Annotated in this window: 13 protein-coding genes; all 13 read left to right on the top strand. The window is 69.3% G+C overall.

Annotated elements, in window-relative coordinates; all coding sequences use genetic code 11:
* Position 1: 1 nt before the first annotated feature.
* The 13 genes from OHZ10_RS27380 (at position 2) to OHZ10_RS27320 (ending at position 14,899) form a co-directional block, all read left to right on the top strand.
* Complete coding sequence (locus OHZ10_RS27380; RefSeq protein WP_342704954.1) at positions 2–817, top strand: enoyl-CoA hydratase family protein; 816 nt, start codon at positions 2–4, stop codon at positions 815–817.
* Complete coding sequence (locus tag OHZ10_RS27375) at positions 814–1,983, top strand: acyl-CoA dehydrogenase family protein (RefSeq protein ID WP_342704953.1); 1,170 nt, start codon at positions 814–816, stop codon at positions 1,981–1,983. The genes OHZ10_RS27380 and OHZ10_RS27375 overlap by 4 nt, the downstream gene beginning before the upstream one ends.
* Before the next feature lie 35 nt (positions 1,984–2,018).
* The gene (locus OHZ10_RS27370) at positions 2,019–3,089 is read left to right on the top strand and encodes an acyl-CoA dehydrogenase (RefSeq protein WP_342704952.1); all 1,071 of its coding nucleotides are present in this window, start codon (positions 2,019–2,021) and stop codon (positions 3,087–3,089) included.
* Positions 3,086–4,237: an acetyl-CoA C-acetyltransferase gene (locus tag OHZ10_RS27365; protein WP_340624894.1), complete on the top strand. Its 1,152-nt coding sequence runs from the start codon at positions 3,086–3,088 to the stop codon at positions 4,235–4,237. The genes OHZ10_RS27370 and OHZ10_RS27365 overlap by 4 nt, the downstream gene beginning before the upstream one ends.
* A gap of 33 nt (positions 4,238–4,270) precedes the next feature.
* Positions 4,271–5,149, top strand: a complete 879-nt coding sequence (locus OHZ10_RS27360) for an SDR family oxidoreductase (RefSeq protein WP_174991168.1) — start codon at positions 4,271–4,273, stop codon at positions 5,147–5,149.
* A gap of 3 nt (positions 5,150–5,152) precedes the next feature.
* Complete coding sequence (locus OHZ10_RS27355; RefSeq protein WP_342704948.1) at positions 5,153–6,385, top strand: acyl-CoA dehydrogenase family protein; 1,233 nt, start codon at positions 5,153–5,155, stop codon at positions 6,383–6,385.
* Positions 6,382–7,578: an acyl-CoA dehydrogenase family protein gene (locus OHZ10_RS27350; RefSeq protein ID WP_342704945.1), complete on the top strand. Its 1,197-nt coding sequence runs from the start codon at positions 6,382–6,384 to the stop codon at positions 7,576–7,578. The genes OHZ10_RS27355 and OHZ10_RS27350 overlap by 4 nt, the downstream gene beginning before the upstream one ends.
* Positions 7,575–8,375, top strand: coding sequence for an SDR family oxidoreductase (locus tag OHZ10_RS27345; protein ID WP_342704944.1), 801 nt, complete (start codon positions 7,575–7,577; stop codon positions 8,373–8,375). Before OHZ10_RS27350 ends, OHZ10_RS27345 begins: the two co-directional genes overlap by 4 nt.
* Positions 8,375–8,860, top strand: a complete 486-nt coding sequence (locus tag OHZ10_RS27340) for a MaoC family dehydratase (protein ID WP_342705994.1) — start codon at positions 8,375–8,377, stop codon at positions 8,858–8,860. Before OHZ10_RS27345 ends, OHZ10_RS27340 begins: the two co-directional genes overlap by 1 nt.
* Positions 8,861–8,877: 17 nt before the next feature.
* Positions 8,878–10,083: an acetyl-CoA C-acyltransferase gene (locus OHZ10_RS27335; RefSeq protein ID WP_059240436.1), complete on the top strand. Its 1,206-nt coding sequence runs from the start codon at positions 8,878–8,880 to the stop codon at positions 10,081–10,083.
* A gap of 149 nt (positions 10,084–10,232) precedes the next feature.
* The gene (locus OHZ10_RS27330) at positions 10,233–11,195 is read left to right on the top strand and encodes a WD40/YVTN/BNR-like repeat-containing protein (RefSeq protein WP_174991163.1); all 963 of its coding nucleotides are present in this window, start codon (positions 10,233–10,235) and stop codon (positions 11,193–11,195) included.
* 94 nt (positions 11,196–11,289) lie between these two features.
* Entirely contained in the window at positions 11,290–13,752 is a 2,463-nt protein-coding gene (locus OHZ10_RS27325; RefSeq protein WP_342704942.1) for an efflux RND transporter permease subunit, read from the top strand.
* Between the two features lie 67 nt (positions 13,753–13,819).
* Complete coding sequence (locus OHZ10_RS27320; protein ID WP_059240439.1) at positions 13,820–14,899, top strand: Rieske 2Fe-2S domain-containing protein; 1,080 nt, start codon at positions 13,820–13,822, stop codon at positions 14,897–14,899.
* Positions 14,900–15,093: the final 194 nt, after the last annotated feature.

Genomic DNA, 15,093 nt, shown 5'->3' with positions numbered 1-15,093 from the left:
AATGGAGATGACAGCATCCAATCAACCGGCCGGCGCGATGCCGTTCCGGATCGATCGCGCAGACGGCATCGCCGAACTGGTGATCGCCCAGCCGCCCGTGAACGCGCTCGACGCGCAGGGCTGGCATGCGCTCTCGCGTGCGCTCGACGCGCTCGGCGCGGACGACGACGTGCGTGTGATCGTCGTGCGCGGCGAGGGCCGGGGCTTCTGCGCGGGCGTCGACATCAAGGAGCTGGCCGCGCATCCGGAACGGATCGTGTCGGTCAACGCGGGCAACTACCAGACGTTCCGCGCGGTGCACCGCAACCCGAAGCCGGTGATCGCGGCCGTGCACGGCTTCGTGCTCGGCGGCGGGATCGGCATCTGCGGCGCGGCGGACATCGTCGTCGCGGCCGATTGCGCGCGCTTCGGCGTGCCGGAGATTGACCGTGGCGCAATGGGCGGCGGCGCGCACCTGCAGCGGCTGTTCGGCGTGCAGAAGGTCCGCGCGATGTACTTCACCGGCGACATGATCGACGCGGCCGAAGCGTACCGGCTCGGCGCGGTCGAGCAGGTCGTCACGCGCGACACGCTGCGCGACGCGGCGCTCGCGATCGCCCGCAAGATCGCCGAGAAGAGCCCGGCGATGGTGCGGCTCGCGAAGGAGGCGCTGAACGGCGTCGAGGACGGAAATCTCGAGGACAAGTACCGCTGGGAGCAGGGCTTCACGCTGCAGGCGTACATGACGAACGACTCGACGGAAGCGCGCGCCGCGTTCGTCGAGAAGCGCGATGCGCGTTTCGACGCGCAGGCAACCGCCGGGGAGGCACGCGCATGAACCTGACCTATACGCCGCAACAGCAGGCGTTCCGCGCGGAAATCCGCGAATGGCTCGCTGCGCACGTGCCGCGCGAGCGGCTGCCGAGCTTCGACACCGAGGAAGGCTTCGCCGCGCACCGCGAATGGGAGCGCACGCTGCACTCGGGCCGCTGGAGCATGGTCACGTGGCCGCGCGAGCTGGGCGGGCGCGGCTGCGACCTGATCGAGTGGCTGATCTTCGAGGAAGAGTACTGGCGTGCCGACGCACCGATGCGCGTGAACCAGAACGGCATCTTCCTGCTCGGCCCGACGCTGATGGATTTCGGCTCCGACGCTCAGAAGGCGCGCTTCCTGCCCGCGATGGCGGCCGGCGAGCATGTGTGGGCGCAAGGCTGGTCGGAGCCGAATGCCGGTTCGGACATGGCCGCGATCCGCACGACCGCAGCCCGTATCGGCGACGAATACGTGCTGAACGGCCAGAAGATCTGGTCGACCCGCGCAGTGTGGGCCGACTGGCTGTTCGGGCTGTTCCGCAGCGATCCCGAATCGTCGCGCCACCATGGCCTCACGTTCCTGATGGTGCCGCTGTCCGCGCCGGGCATCACGGTGCGGCCGATCCGGCAGCTCAACGGGCAGACGGGTTTCGCGGAAATCTTCTTCGACGACGTGCGCGTGCCGGTCGAGAACCGGCTCGCGGCCGAAGGCGCGGGCTGGCAGGTCGCGATGGCGACGGCAGGCTTCGAGCGCGGGCTGATGCTGCGTTCGCCCGCGCGCTTTCAGCGCACCGCGCAGGCGCTGCGCGACCTGTATCTCGCGCACCGCGACAGCGCGGATCGCGACCCGACGCTGCGCGAGCGCGTGGTGCAGGCCTGGATGGATGCGCAGGCCTATGCGCTGTCGACCTATGCGACCGCGAGCCGGCTGCTGAAGGGCGGCCATATCGGCGCGGAATCGAGCACCAACAAGGTGTTCTGGTCGGAACTCGACCTGCGCATGCACCAGACCGCGCTCGACATTCTCGGGGCGCACGGCGAGGTCGTTCCGCAGACGCCCGCGCAGCACGCGACGCTCGGCCACTGGCTCGACGGCTTCCTGTTCGCGCAGGCCGGCACGATCTACGCGGGCACCAACGAGATCCAGCGCAACATCGTCGCCGAACGGATGCTCGGCATGCCGCGCGCATAACGGCGCCGGCGCCCCCCTCACTGAACGGACATCCCATGGATTTCGTATTCGATGAAGACCAGGAAGCGCTCGCGGACAGCGTGAAGCGCCTGCTGATGACCGAGATGACGCCCGAGCTGATCCGCGAGCTCTGGGCGACGCCGACCGGGCGCTCGGATGACCTGTGGGCGCTGTTCGCGTCGCAGGGGCTGACCGCCGTGTCGGTGCCCGAGGTGCAGGGCGGCCTCGGCCTGACGGAAGTGGAATGGGCGCTGCTCGCGCAGGCCTACGGATATTTCGGCAGCCCCGAGCCGCTGCTCGACACGGCGCTCGTGTCGGCCGGCGTACTGGCGCGGCTGCCCGCGAGCGACTGGCGCGACGCGCTGCTGCGCGACATCGCCGAAGGGCGCGCGCGCGTCGCGCTCGTACATCCGGTGAACCCGTACGCGGCCGACGTGCACGTTGCGAACACGCTGCTGTGCGAACACCGCGGCGAACTGCACCGCGTCGACCCCGCGCAGTGCGCATGGCGGGCGGTCGACAGCGTCGACCCGTCGCGGCGCCTGTTCACGCTCGACTGGGAACCGTCGGCGGCGACCCGAATCGCGACGGCCGACGATGCCGCACCGCTGCTGAACCGCGCGCTCGATCACGGCGCGTTCGCGGTCGCCGCGCAGTTGCTCGGCCTCACGCAGCGCGTGCTCGACGTTGCGATCGACTACAGCGCGCAGCGCAAGCAGTTCGGCAAGGCGATCGGCTCGTATCAGGCGCTCAAGCACTTGCTTGCCGATGTCGCGATCCGCTACGAGTTCGCGCGGCCGGTGGTCGCGCGCGCCGCGCAGGCGATCGCCGACGATCACCCGCAGCGCGCGGTGTTCGTGTCGCACGCGAAGCTTGCGGCGACGTCGGCCGCGCAACTGGCCGCGCGCCACTCGATGCAGGTACATGGCGCGATCGGCTACACGTGGGAACTCGACCTGCAGATCTTCATGAAGCGCATCTGGGCGCTCTCCGGAAGCTGGGGCGACAGCGCGTTCCACAAGGCCCGCGTGGCCGACGCGATCCTCGGCGACGCGTTGCCGATCGGCCCCGCGCAGACCTTCGACCTCGAGGAATCCAACCAATGAAACAAGCCTATATCGTCGACGCGCTGCGCACGCCGACCGGCCGCCGCAAGGGCGGGCTCGCGCACGTGCATGCGGCGGACCTCGGCGGCTTCGTGCTGAAGACGCTCGTCGAGCGCAACGCGATCCCGGCCGACGAATACGACGACGTGGTATTCGGCTGCGTCGACACGATCGGCCCGCTCGCGGGCAACATCGCGCGCACCTGCTGGCTCGCAGCCGGGCTGCCGCTGCAGGTGCCGGGCGTGACGGTCGACCGCCAGTGCGGGTCGTCGCAGCAGGCCGTGCACTTCGCCGCGCAGGCCGTGATGAGCGGCGTGCAGGACGTGGTCGTCGCGGGCGGCGTGCAGACGATGACGCAGATCCCGATCTCGTCCGCGATGACCTGCGCGGCACCGCTCGGCTTCACCGATCCGTTCTCGGGCAGCACCGGCTGGCGCGCACGTTTCGGCGATGCGCCGGTGTCGCAGTTCGTCGCCGCGCAGCGGATCGCCGAGCACTGGAACCTGTCGCGCGACGCGATGGAGCGCTATGCGCTGGAGAGCCACCGCCGCGCGGTCGCGGCGATCGAGGCCGGCCATTTCAAGCGGGAAATCGTGCCGCTCGAAGGGGTGATGCACGACGAGACGCCGCGCCCCGATACGTCGCTGGAGAAGATGGCGACGCTGGAACCGCTGACGCCGGGCGGCTCGCTGACGGCGGCCGTCGCGAGCCAGACCTGCGACGCGGCGGCCGCGCTGCTGATCGTGTCGGAAGATGCACTGAAGCGCTACGGCCTCACGCCGCGTGCGCGCATCCATCACCTGAGCGTGCTCGGCGACGATCCGCTGTGGATGCTCACCGCGCCGATTCCGGCAACCAGGGCCGCGTTGAAGAAGAGCGGGCTCGACCTGGCGCAGATCGACGTCGTCGAGTTGAACGAGGCGTTCGCGTCGGTCGCGCAGGCGTGGCTCGCCGACACGCGCTTCCCGCCTGAAAAGACCAACCCGAACGGCGGCGCGATCGCGCTCGGCCATCCGCTCGGCGCGACCGGCGCGCGCTTGATGACGACGCTGCTGCACGAGCTGGAACGCACCGGCGGCCGCTACGGGCTGCAGACGATGTGCGAAGGCGGCGGCCTCGCGAACGTCACGATCATCGAGCGCCTGTGAGCGCGTCACTTTCACGATCCACGAGGCACAAGCATGGGAATCTGTAACGGACGCACCGTCATCATCACCGGCGCGGGCGGCGGGCTCGGGCGCGAATACGCGCTGGCATTCGCGGCCGAAGGCGCGGCGGTCGTCGTCAACGACATCCGGCACGACGCCGCGCAGGCCGTGTGCGACGAAATCGCCAGGCGTGGCGGCCGCGCGCTCGCGAATTCGGACGACATCACGCAGACCGACACCGCGCAGCGGATCGTCGACGCGGCGCGCGAAGCGTTCGGCGACGTGCACGTGCTCGTCAACAACGCGGGCATCTGCCGCGACAAGATGTTCACGAGCATGACCGAAACCGACTGGGACGACGTGATGCGCGTGCACCTGCGCGGCCACTTCTGCCTGTCGAGCGTGCTGGCGCGCGTGTGGCGCGATGCGGCGAAAGCGGGCCGCACGGTCGATGCGCGGATCGTCAACACGAGTTCGGGCGCCGGCCTGCAAGGCTCGATCGGCCAGTCGAACTACGGCGCGGCGAAGGCCGGCATCGCCGCGCTCACGCTGATGCAGGCGGCCGAGCTGCAGCGCTACGGCGTGCGCGTGAATGCGCTCGCACCGGCCGCGCGCACGTCGATGACCGAAGGCGTGTTCGCCGACATGATGAAGAAGCCCGAGGACGGCGGCTTCGACTATTTCGATCCGGCCAACGTCGCGCCGCTGGTCGTGTGGCTCGGCAGCACGCTGTCGGCCGACGTGACGGGCCAGGTGTTCGAGGTCGCGGGCGGGATGATCGCGGTCGCGGAAGGCTGGCGCACGGGACCGAGCGTCGATCGCGGCGCGCGCTGGGCGGCGGCCGAGGTCGGCCCGGCGGTCGCGCAGCTGCTCGCCGATGCACGGCCCGCGCAGCGCGTGTACGGGAGCTGACAGATGGATCTGGCGCTCACCGACGAACAGGCGATGATCCGCGACGCGGCCGCCGACGTGCTCGCCGAACGCAGCGCGTCGGCCGACGTGCGCCGCGCGCTCGAGCAGTCGGCCGGCCGCGACGACGCGCTGTGGGCCACGCTCGCGGGCGAACTGGGCTGGAACGCGCTCGCGCTGCCGGAAGCGGCCGGCGGGCTTGGGCTTGGGGCGGTCGAGCAGACGGTGCTGATGGAACAGCTCGGCCGGCGCGTCGCGTGCGTGCCGTATTTCCCGACCGCGTGCCTCGCGGCGACCGCGCTGGCCGGCTGCGACACGCCGCTGGCGAACGGCTGGCTCGCGAACATCGCCGGCGGCACGTGCAGCGCGACGCTCGCGTTGCCGTTCGACTTGCCGGCCGGTGTAGGGCGACTGCCGGTCGTTGCGGAAGAAGCGGCGGGCGGCTATGCGCTGTCCGGCACGATCGAACAGGTGATCGACGGTGCGCGCGCCGACCTGCTGCTGATTCCCGCGCGAATCGCAAACGAAGGGCAGGCGATCGGAGTGTTCGCGATCGACGTGGCATCGGCGTCGGGCCTGACCGTCACGCCGCTCGACACGCTCGACGCGACGCGGCCGATCGCTCGCGTGGCGCTCGACGACACGCGCTTGCCCCGCGACGCGTTGTTCGCCAGCGGCGCCGCTGCTGCACGGGTGCTCGAACGCGCCGCATGGTTCGCGGCGCTCGCGCTGGCCGCCGAACAACTCGGCGGCGCGCAGCAATGCCTCGACCTGACGCTCGACTACACGAGCCAGCGTGTGCAGTTCGGCCGTGCGATCGCATCGTTCCAGGCCGTCAAGCACCGCTGCGCGCAGATGATGGTGCTGATCGAATCGGCGCGCTCGGCCGTGCTCGGCGCCGCGCATGCGTGGGACGCCGAAGCGGGCGCAACACCGGGCGTCGCGCTGCGCGCCGACATCGCGGCTGCGAAAGCCGCCGCGAACGACGCGTATGCGTTTTGCGCGCAGGAAGCGATCCAGCTGCACGGCGGCGTCGGCTTCACGTGGGAATACGACCCGCATCTCTATTTCAAGCGTGCACAGGCGTCGGGCGCGCAGTTCGGCGGCACGCCGCAACTGCTCGAATGGATCGCCTGTCATGCGATCGACGACGGTGCCTCGCAGCACGACGACACGCTCGCGCCGTCGGTTGCGGCAGCGTCCCGTCCGTCGGCCGCGCGCGCAGGAGCACTCCAATGAACAGCGAAACGCGCGAACAGCAATTACGGCACGAAGTGGCCGACTGGGTGCAGTCGCACCTGACCGGCGAATTCGCGTGCCTGAAATACCGCGGCGGCCCCGGCGACGAGGAGGCATGGCCGGAACTGCGCAAGGCGTGGGAGCAGGCCCTGGCGAAGGGCGGCTGGACCGGGCTCGGCTGGCCGGTGAGCGCCGGCGGGCGTGGCTTCTCGGTCGCCGAGCAGGTGATCTTCCACGAGGAATACGCCCGCGCGGGCGGCCCCGGGCGGATGGGCCATATCGGCGAAGGGCTGCTTGGGCCGACGCTCGTCGCGTGCGGCACCGACGACCAGTGCGCGCGCTTCCTGCCCGGCATCCTGGCCGGCACGCAGTTCTGGTGCCAGGGCTATTCGGAGCCGGGCGCGGGCTCCGACCTGGCCAACGTGCGTACGCGTGCCGAACAGGAAGCGGACGGCACCTGGCGCGTAGTCGGCCAGAAGGTGTGGACGTCGCTTGCACACGATTCCGACTGGATTTTCGTGCTGGCACGCACCGATCCCGAGTCGAAGGGCAACAAGGGGCTGTCGTTCCTGCTGATGCCGCTCGACCAGCCGGGTGTCGAGATCCGCCCGATCAAGCAGCTCAACGGCGGTGCGGAATTCAACGAAGTGTTCTTCGACGGCGCACGTGCGGAAGCGCGCGACCTGGTTGGTGCGCCGGGCGACGGCTGGCGGATCGCGATGACGCTGCTCGGCTTCGAGCGCGGAATGTCGACGCTCGGCCAGCAGATGCAGTTCGTCCGCGAACTCGAATGGGTGATCGACGCCGCGCGCGAATCGGGCGCGGATCGCGACCCCGTGCTGCGCCAGCGGATCGGCCGCGCATGGGCCGGGTTGCGCGTGATGCGCTACAACGCGCTGCGGATGCTGTCCGGCGCGGACGACGCCGACGCGAGCGCGCCGCTGCGCCGCGAGGCGCTGATCTACAAGTACTTCTGGTCGAACTGGCACCGCGACCTCGGCCAACTGGCGATGGACGCACTCGGCCCGCGCGCGAACGTGATCGATCCGGCCGACGAAAAGCTCACCCATCTGCAGCGCGTGTTCCTGTTCTCCCGCGCGGACACGATCTACGCAGGCACCAACGAAATCCAGCTAAACATCATGGCCGAGCGCGGGCTCGGCATGCCCAGAGAACCACGAGGCACAGTATGAACGAACCCCAGATCCAGAAAGCACCGGCCTACGTGCCGGGCCACCAGCTGCTCGCCGGCAAATCGGTGCTGATCACGGCCGCCGCCGGTGCCGGCATCGGCTTCGCGGCCGCACGCCGCTGCGCGGAGGAAGGCTGCCGCGCGCTGTTCATCTCCGACATCCACGAAAAGCGCCTCGAGCAGGCTGTCGAAACGCTGCGCGTGGAAACGGGGCTGCAACAGATCCACGGCCGTCTGTGCAACGTCGCGGTCGAGGCCGACGTGCAGGCGCTCGTCGCCGACGCGCAGGACAAGCTCGACGGCGTCGACGTGCTGATCAACAACGCCGGACTTGGCGGGTCGACCCGCATCGTCGATATGGACGATGCCGAATGGTCGCGCGTGATCGACATTAGCCTTACCGGGACGTTCCGGATGACGCGCGCGATGCTGCCGCACATGCAGGCCCGAGGCCGCGGCGCGATCGTCAACAACGCATCGGTGCTCGGCTGGCGCGCGCAGGCGGAACAGGCGCACTACGCGGCCGCGAAAGCGGGCGTAATGGCGCTCACGCGCTGCGCGGCGCTCGAGGCGTCGCCGTACGGCGTGCGCATCAACGCGGTCGCGCCGAGCATCGCGATGCACGATTTTCTGAAGAAGTCGGCTCCGGCCGATCTGCTGAATCAACTGGCGTCGCGCGAAGCCTTCGGGCGCGCCGCCGAAGTCTGGGAGGTCGCGAACGTGATGGTGTTTCTTGCAAGCGATTACGCGTCGTACATGACGGGCGAAGTGCTGTCGGTCAGCAGCCAGCACGCATGATGGACACGTCCCTCGAACCCGTGCTCGCGACGCCGCGCGTGTTCGCGCACCCCGGCGAACTCGCGGCCGCGGTCGGCGACACGCTCGGCGCGAGCGCGTGGCTCGCGATCGACCAGCGCCGCATCGACGGTTTCGCCGATGCGACGGGCGATCACCAGTGGGTGCATGTCGACCCGGCGCGCGCGAAGGATGGCCCGTTCGGCGCGTGCATTGCGCACGGCTACCTGACGCTCTCGCTCGTCAATTACTTCCTGCCGCAGATCGTGCGCATCGACGGCGCGCGGCTCGGCGTCAACTACGGCTGCGACAAGATCCGTTTCCCGGCGCCGGTGAAGGTCGGTGCGCGCGTGCGCGGCGTCGGCGAGCTGCTGCGGGTCGAGCCGCTCGAAGGCGGCGTGCAGGCGTGGGTTCGCGTGACCGTCCAGATCGACGGCGAAGCGAAGCCCGGCTGCGTCGCCGACACGATCAGCCGTTACTACTTCTAGATTCAGAGAGCCAGCACATGGAAGACGCAGTCATCGTTTCCGTCGCACGCACGCCGATCGGCAAGGCGTTTCGCGGCATGTTCAACGACACGGAAGCGCCCGCGCTCGGCGGCCACGTCGTGCGCACCGCGCTCGAACGCGCGGGCGTTGCGCCGGTCGACGTCGACGACGTGCTGATCGGCTGCGCCGCGCAGCAGGGCACCCAGGGCTACAACATCGGCCGCCTGTCGGCCGCGGCGGCCGGGCTGCCCGCGTCGGTGCCCGGCATGGCGATCGATCGCATGTGTTCGTCGGGCCTGATGTCGATCGCGAGTGCCGCGCGCAGCATCGGCGCGGGCGACGCGCGGATCGTCGTCGCCGGCGGCGTCGAGTCGATCTCGCTCACGCAGAACAAGCACAAGAACGCCTATCGCGCGCGTTCGCAGGCCGTGCTCGACCACCAGCCGGCCGCGTACATCGCGATGATGGAAACGGCCGAGATCGTGTCGCGCCGCTACGGGATCTCGCGTGACGCGCAGGACGCGTTCGCGCTGCAGAGCCACCAGCGCACCGCCGACGCGCAGGCGGCCGGCCGCTTCGACGCGGAAATCGCACCGCTCGACGTGCGGCGCGCGCTGTTCGACAAGGAAGGCAACCCGGCCGGCCACGAGGATCTGCGTGCGGCACGCGACGAAGGCGTGCGCGCCGACACGACGGCCGAACGGCTCGCGGGGCTGAAGCCGTCGTGGAGCGGCGGCAAGGTCGTCGAGCAGGGCGAGTTCGTGACGGCCGGCAATGCGTCGCAGCTGTCGGACGGCGCGGCGGCCGTGGTCGTGATGTCGCGCAGCGAAGCGGTGCGCCGCGGGCTGACGCCGCTCGGCGCGTTCCGCGGCCTTGCGGTGGCCGGCTGCGAGCCGGACGAAATGGGCATCGGCCCGGTGTTCGCGATTCCGAAGCTGCTGGCGCGCTTCGGGATGACGGTGGCCGACGTCGGGCTATGGGAGCTGAACGAGGCGTTCGCGTGCCAGGCGCTGTACTGCCGCGACATGCTCGGCATTCCCGACGACCGGTTGAACGTGGACGGCGGCGCGATCGCGCTCGGCCACCCGTTCGGGATGTCGGGCACGCGCATGACGATGCACGCGTTGCTCGAAGGCGCGCGGCGCGGCGTGCGGCACGCGGTCGTGACGATGTGCATCGGCGGCGGGATGGGTGCCGCTGCGCTGTTCGAAGTCGGCGCGTAGCGGTACGCGGGCAGGCCGCGCCGCACACGCGGCCATCCAGTCAGGACCATTCGAGGCCGCGGCAACGACCGGCGGCCCGGAGACTTGCAGCCGGCGGCGGCTGGCGCTTCGGCGCGAACCGCCGTCGAACGCAGACACAGGAGACAAGCATGAAACGAACCTTGCCCGGACTCGCGATGTCGGCGCTCGTGCTCGGCGCCGCGCTGTTCGCGTTTTCGCCGCGCCCGCTGCCGGCGTTCCCGGCCACCGCGATCCACGCGGACCGGCTGCAGATCAACGGGCTCGCCCGCGCCGGCACGACGCGCATCGTCGCGGTCGGCGAACGCGGCGTGATCCTGCTGAGCGACGACGCGGGCGCGCACTGGCGGCCGGCGTCGATCGCGCATGACCAGGCATCGACCCTCACGCAGGTGCGCTTCATCACGCCGACGCTCGGGATCGCGGTCGGTCACGACGGCCTGATTGTCCGCAGCGACGACGCGGGCGTGCACTGGCGCGAGGTCCACATGGACCACGAACATTCGGACCCGCTGCTGTCGATATGGGGCACCGCGGACGGCCCGCTGTTCGCGGCCGGCAGCTTCGGCCAGCTGCTGCGCTCGGACGACGCCGGCGTCAACTGGCAGACCGTGAAGACGCCGGCCGGTGATCGCCACCTGAACGCGATCGTCGGCGACGGCCACGGCAACCTGCTGATCGCGGGCGAAAGCGGCACGCTGCTGCGCTCGAGCGACAACGGCGCCACGTGGGACAAGCTGGCGTCACCGTATGCGGGTTCGCTGTTCGGCGCGCTGATGCTCGCGAACGGCGACTGGGTCGCGTATGGGATGCGCGGCAACGTCGTGCGCAGCACCGATCACGGCGCGACCTGGACGCACGTCGACAGCCACGTGCCGGTGTCGTACTTCGGCGCGACCCAGCTTGCCGACGGCGAACTCGTGCTGGTCGGCCAGGGCGGCGCGATCGTCGCATCGCGCGACGGCGGGCTGACCTTCGACGTGCGCAAGCTCGGCGGCGTGCAGAGCCTCGCGGCCGTGCTCGACATGGGCCACGGTGCGCTGTTGCTCGGCGGCGAATCCGGCGTCGCTCCGCTCGCCGCGTCGCCGTCCTGACGCGCGGACGCGGCGGCCGCGACAGACGCAGCCGCCGGTTTCCGCACGCTTCCGTTCGTTTCGCATCGCCAGTCCGTACCGACACGAGAATTCCATGAACGACCAGTCACGCCCCCCTGAAGCCGTCCCTGCGTCGCGCCTCGCGACGTTCGTCGAGCGCTGCGCCAATACGATCATCCGCCAACGCAAGCTGCTGATGCTGCTGTGCGTCGCGGTGACGCTGGCGCTCGGACTGTCCGCGACGCGCCTGAAGCTCGATCCGGGCTTCAACAAGATGATCCCGATGCAGCACCCGTACATGCAGGTGTTCGAACGCTATGCGGGTGCGTTCCCCGGCGCGAACACGATCCTCGTGAGCCTGCGCTGGAAGGGCGACGGCGACATCTACAACCAGACGTTCATGGACGGGCTGCGCCATGCGACCGACGACGTGTTCTTCATCCCCGGCGTCAACCGCTCGCGCGTGTTCTCGCTGTTCACGCCGAACGTCCACTACACCGAGGTGACCGAGGCCGGCTTCCGCGGCGACGTGGTCGTGCCCGGCCAGTTCTCGAGCGCGAACCCGGACGATCTCGCGAAAGTACGCCGCAACGTCGCGCGTTCGGGGCAGATCGGGCGCCTCGTCGGCAACGACCTGAAGTCGGCGCTGATCCGCGCGGAGCTGCGCGAGACCGATCCGGCGACCGGCAAGCGGCTCGACTACAGCGCGGTCGCGCGCCAGCTCGAGGAGATCCGCGCGAAGTATGCGAAGCAGGGCATCGACGTGAACATCATCGGCTTCGCGAAGCTGGTCGGCGACGTCGAGAACGGCATCGCGGGCGTGATGGCGTTCTTCGCACTCGCGTTCCTCGTGACGGCTGCGCTGCTGTTTGCCTATACGCGCTCGCTGAAGACCACGGTACTCGCGCTCGTCGTCGCGCTGCTGCCGGTCGTCTGGCTGCTCGGTTCGCTGCCGCTGCTCGGGCTCGGCATCGATCCGATGTCGATCCTCGTGCCGTTCCTGATCTTCTCGATCGGTGTCTCGCACGCGGTGCAGATGACCAATGCGTGGAAGCAGGCGCTGGTGCGCGGCGCGTCGTCGGTCGACGCCGCGCGCGACGCGTTCCGCAAGCTGTTCGTGCCGGGCACCGTCGCGCTGCTGACCAACGCGCTCGGCTTCATGGTGATCATGCGGATCAAGATCGACATCGTGCGCGAGCTCGGCATCACCGCGTGCCTCGGCGTGCTGCTGATGATCGTCACGAACAAGGTGTTCCTGCCGATCCTGCTGTCGTACACGCGCCTCGAACGCGGCACGCTGGCGCGCGCGCAGCGCACGGCGGCGGCCGGCGGCAGCCCGATGTGGTCGCGCTTCGCGGTGTTCGCGCGGCCGGCGCCGGCGCTCGGCGTGTTCGCGGTCGCGCTCGCGCTGCTCGCCTACGGCACGCTCGAGTCGCGCAAGCTGGAAATCGGCGACATCGGCACGGGCGCGCCCGAACTGCGCACGAACTCGCGCTACAACATCGACAACGCGGCAATCACGCACCAGTACAACATCGGCGTGGACGTGCTGTCGGTGATCGTCGAGACGACCGGCTTCGACGACGCGTGCCTGCATTACCCGGTGATGAGCGCGATCGAGAAGTTCGAGATGAACATGCGCGGCGTGGCCGGCGTGCAGTCGGTGACGAGCGTGTCGTCGCAGGGCAAGGTGTTCATCGCCGCGTTCAATGAAGGCAACCCGCGCTGGGCCGCGCTGCCGCGTTCCAGCGACGGGCTCACGCAGGGTTCCAATGCGTTCGACCCCGACAACGGGATGAACACCGCGAACTGCAAGGCGATCCAGGTACTGATCTACACGAAGAACCACGAAGGCACGACCATCGCGCACATCGTCGACGAGATCAAGCGCTTCGCGGCCGAGAACCCGACGCCGAACGTCGCGTTCCGGCTCGCGGGCGGCAACGTCGGCGTGATGGCCGCGACCAACGAGGCCGTCGGCGACGCGGAGGTCGCGATGCTGCTGTCGATTTTCGGGGCGATCGCGCTGCTTTGCGCGGTGACGTTCCGCTCGTGGCGCGCGGTGCTTTGCATCATCGTGCCGCTCACGCTGGTGTCGATCCTGTGCAATGCGGTGATGGCGCGGCTCGGCATCGGGCTGAAGGTCGCGACACTGCCGGTGATCACGCTCGGCGTGGGCGTCGGCGTCGACTACGGGATCTACCTGTACGAGCGCCTGCAGCACGACATCCGCCACGGCGCGACGCTGCCGGACGCTTTCGCCGACGCGATGCGCCAGCGCGGTACCGCGGCGCTGTTCACGGCCGTCACGATGTTCATCGGCGTCGGCACGTGGGCGTTCTCCGCACTGAAGTTCCAGGTCGACATGGGCGTGCTGCTCGCGTTCATGTTCCTCGTGAACCTGTTCGGCGCGGTGTTCCTGCTGCCCGCGCTTGCCGCGTGGCTCGGCGTCGAGCGTGCCGAGCGCCGCGTGTCGAAGCAGCCGCAGCCGTTGCAGGCGACGCCCGCGCCGCTGAAGCCGTCGCCCGCACTCGAACCCGGCAACCCGATGCGCTGAACGGCGCCCCATTTCCCCCGCGCGCGGCCGGCCGCCGCGCGTTCTCCCAAAGAAGGAGTCAACCCACATGTCCGCACGCCCTTACAAGATCGAAGCCCAGCCGCTCGCGCAGCGCTATGCGCGCGGTTGGCACTGCCTCGGGCTCGCCCGCGACTACAAGGACGGCAAGCCGCATACGCTGAACGTCTTCGGCCGCAAGCTTGCCGCGTTCGCCGATTCGACCGGCAAGGTCAACGTCGTCGACGCGTACTGCCCGCACATGGGCGCCGACCTGAGCCTCGGCACGGTCGAAGGCGACAACCTCGTGTGCCCGTTCCACGGCTGGGCGTGGAGCGGCGAAGGGCAGTGCGCGTCGATCCCGTACTGCAAGCGGATTCCGCCGAAGGCGCGCATCGGCGCGTGGCCGACCTGCGAGGAAAACAACCTGCTGTTCGTGTGGAACGACCCGGAAGGCAATGCGCCGCCGGCCGACGTCGCGATTCCGCGCCTCGACGTGTGCTTCTCCGACGAATGGTCGGACTGGGTCGTCGACAAGATGGTGATCCAGGCCAACTGCCGTGAACTGGTCGACAACATCTCGGATGTTGCTCACTTCGCGACCGTGCACCACGCGCCGATCGACTATTTCGCGAACCTGTTCGAGGACCACAAGGCGACGCAGCTCATGGTCGGCCGCAGCGAGAAGCTCGGCGGCGACAGCCTGACCGCGCTGTCGACCTATTTCGGGCCGGCCGTGCACATCACGCAGATGACGGGGCAGAGCAACGGGCAGCCGATCCACTCGGTGCTGCTGAACTGCCACGTGCCGATCGACATGAACAGCTTCGAGCTGCGTTACGGCGTGATCGTGAAGAAGGTGGCCGGGCTGACCGACGAGCAGAACATGGAGATCGCGAACGCGTACGTGAAGGAAGCGCAGCGTGCGTTCTACGAGGACGTCGACATCTGGCACAGCAAGACGCGGATCGACAACCCGCTGTTGTGCGAAGGCGACGGCCCGCTGTACCAGATGCGCGACTGGTATTCGCAGTTCTACCTGGACGCCGCCGACGTGCGGCCGACGAGCGTCGCGCGCAAGGCGTTCGAGATGCGGATTCGGGAAGGCGGCGAGCCGCCGGCGCTGCATCACGTGTTCGAGCCGCAGTAAAAACGGGCAGGCCGGCCGAAAAACAGGGGCGCATCGAAACGGGGGGCATCGGCCGGCAACCCCCGCCGTACAAGGCGCGGCGGCACCTTTGCTTGTGCGTCGCACCAAAATGACTTGACGAAACGCCCACTCCCGCGTAGTGTCCTAGACCGAAGTCGTCAAGAAGTTCGATTGCTCATCATTCGCCGCACGCT

Origin of the sequence: Burkholderia arboris, assembly GCF_038723655.1 — a bacterium.
Lineage (GTDB): Bacteria > Pseudomonadota > Gammaproteobacteria > Burkholderiales > Burkholderiaceae > Burkholderia > Burkholderia arboris.
This window is presented reverse-complemented; position numbering and strand designations above follow the sequence as displayed.

Coding starts and splice junctions, on each gene's coding strand:
- OHZ10_RS27380 (WP_342704954.1), top strand. CDS start 2: ATGGAGATGACAGCATCCAATCAACCGGCCGGCGCGATGCCGTTCCGG.
- OHZ10_RS27375 (WP_342704953.1), top strand. CDS start 814: ATGAACCTGACCTATACGCCGCAACAGCAGGCGTTCCGCGCGGAAATC.
- OHZ10_RS27370 (WP_342704952.1), top strand. CDS start 2,019: ATGGATTTCGTATTCGATGAAGACCAGGAAGCGCTCGCGGACAGCGTG.
- OHZ10_RS27365 (WP_340624894.1), top strand. CDS start 3,086: ATGAAACAAGCCTATATCGTCGACGCGCTGCGCACGCCGACCGGCCGC.
- OHZ10_RS27360 (WP_174991168.1), top strand. CDS start 4,271: ATGGGAATCTGTAACGGACGCACCGTCATCATCACCGGCGCGGGCGGC.
- OHZ10_RS27355 (WP_342704948.1), top strand. CDS start 5,153: ATGGATCTGGCGCTCACCGACGAACAGGCGATGATCCGCGACGCGGCC.
- OHZ10_RS27350 (WP_342704945.1), top strand. CDS start 6,382: ATGAACAGCGAAACGCGCGAACAGCAATTACGGCACGAAGTGGCCGAC.
- OHZ10_RS27345 (WP_342704944.1), top strand. CDS start 7,575: ATGAACGAACCCCAGATCCAGAAAGCACCGGCCTACGTGCCGGGCCAC.
- OHZ10_RS27340 (WP_342705994.1), top strand. CDS start 8,375: ATGGACACGTCCCTCGAACCCGTGCTCGCGACGCCGCGCGTGTTCGCG.
- OHZ10_RS27335 (WP_059240436.1), top strand. CDS start 8,878: ATGGAAGACGCAGTCATCGTTTCCGTCGCACGCACGCCGATCGGCAAG.
- OHZ10_RS27330 (WP_174991163.1), top strand. CDS start 10,233: ATGAAACGAACCTTGCCCGGACTCGCGATGTCGGCGCTCGTGCTCGGC.
- OHZ10_RS27325 (WP_342704942.1), top strand. CDS start 11,290: ATGAACGACCAGTCACGCCCCCCTGAAGCCGTCCCTGCGTCGCGCCTC.
- OHZ10_RS27320 (WP_059240439.1), top strand. CDS start 13,820: ATGTCCGCACGCCCTTACAAGATCGAAGCCCAGCCGCTCGCGCAGCGC.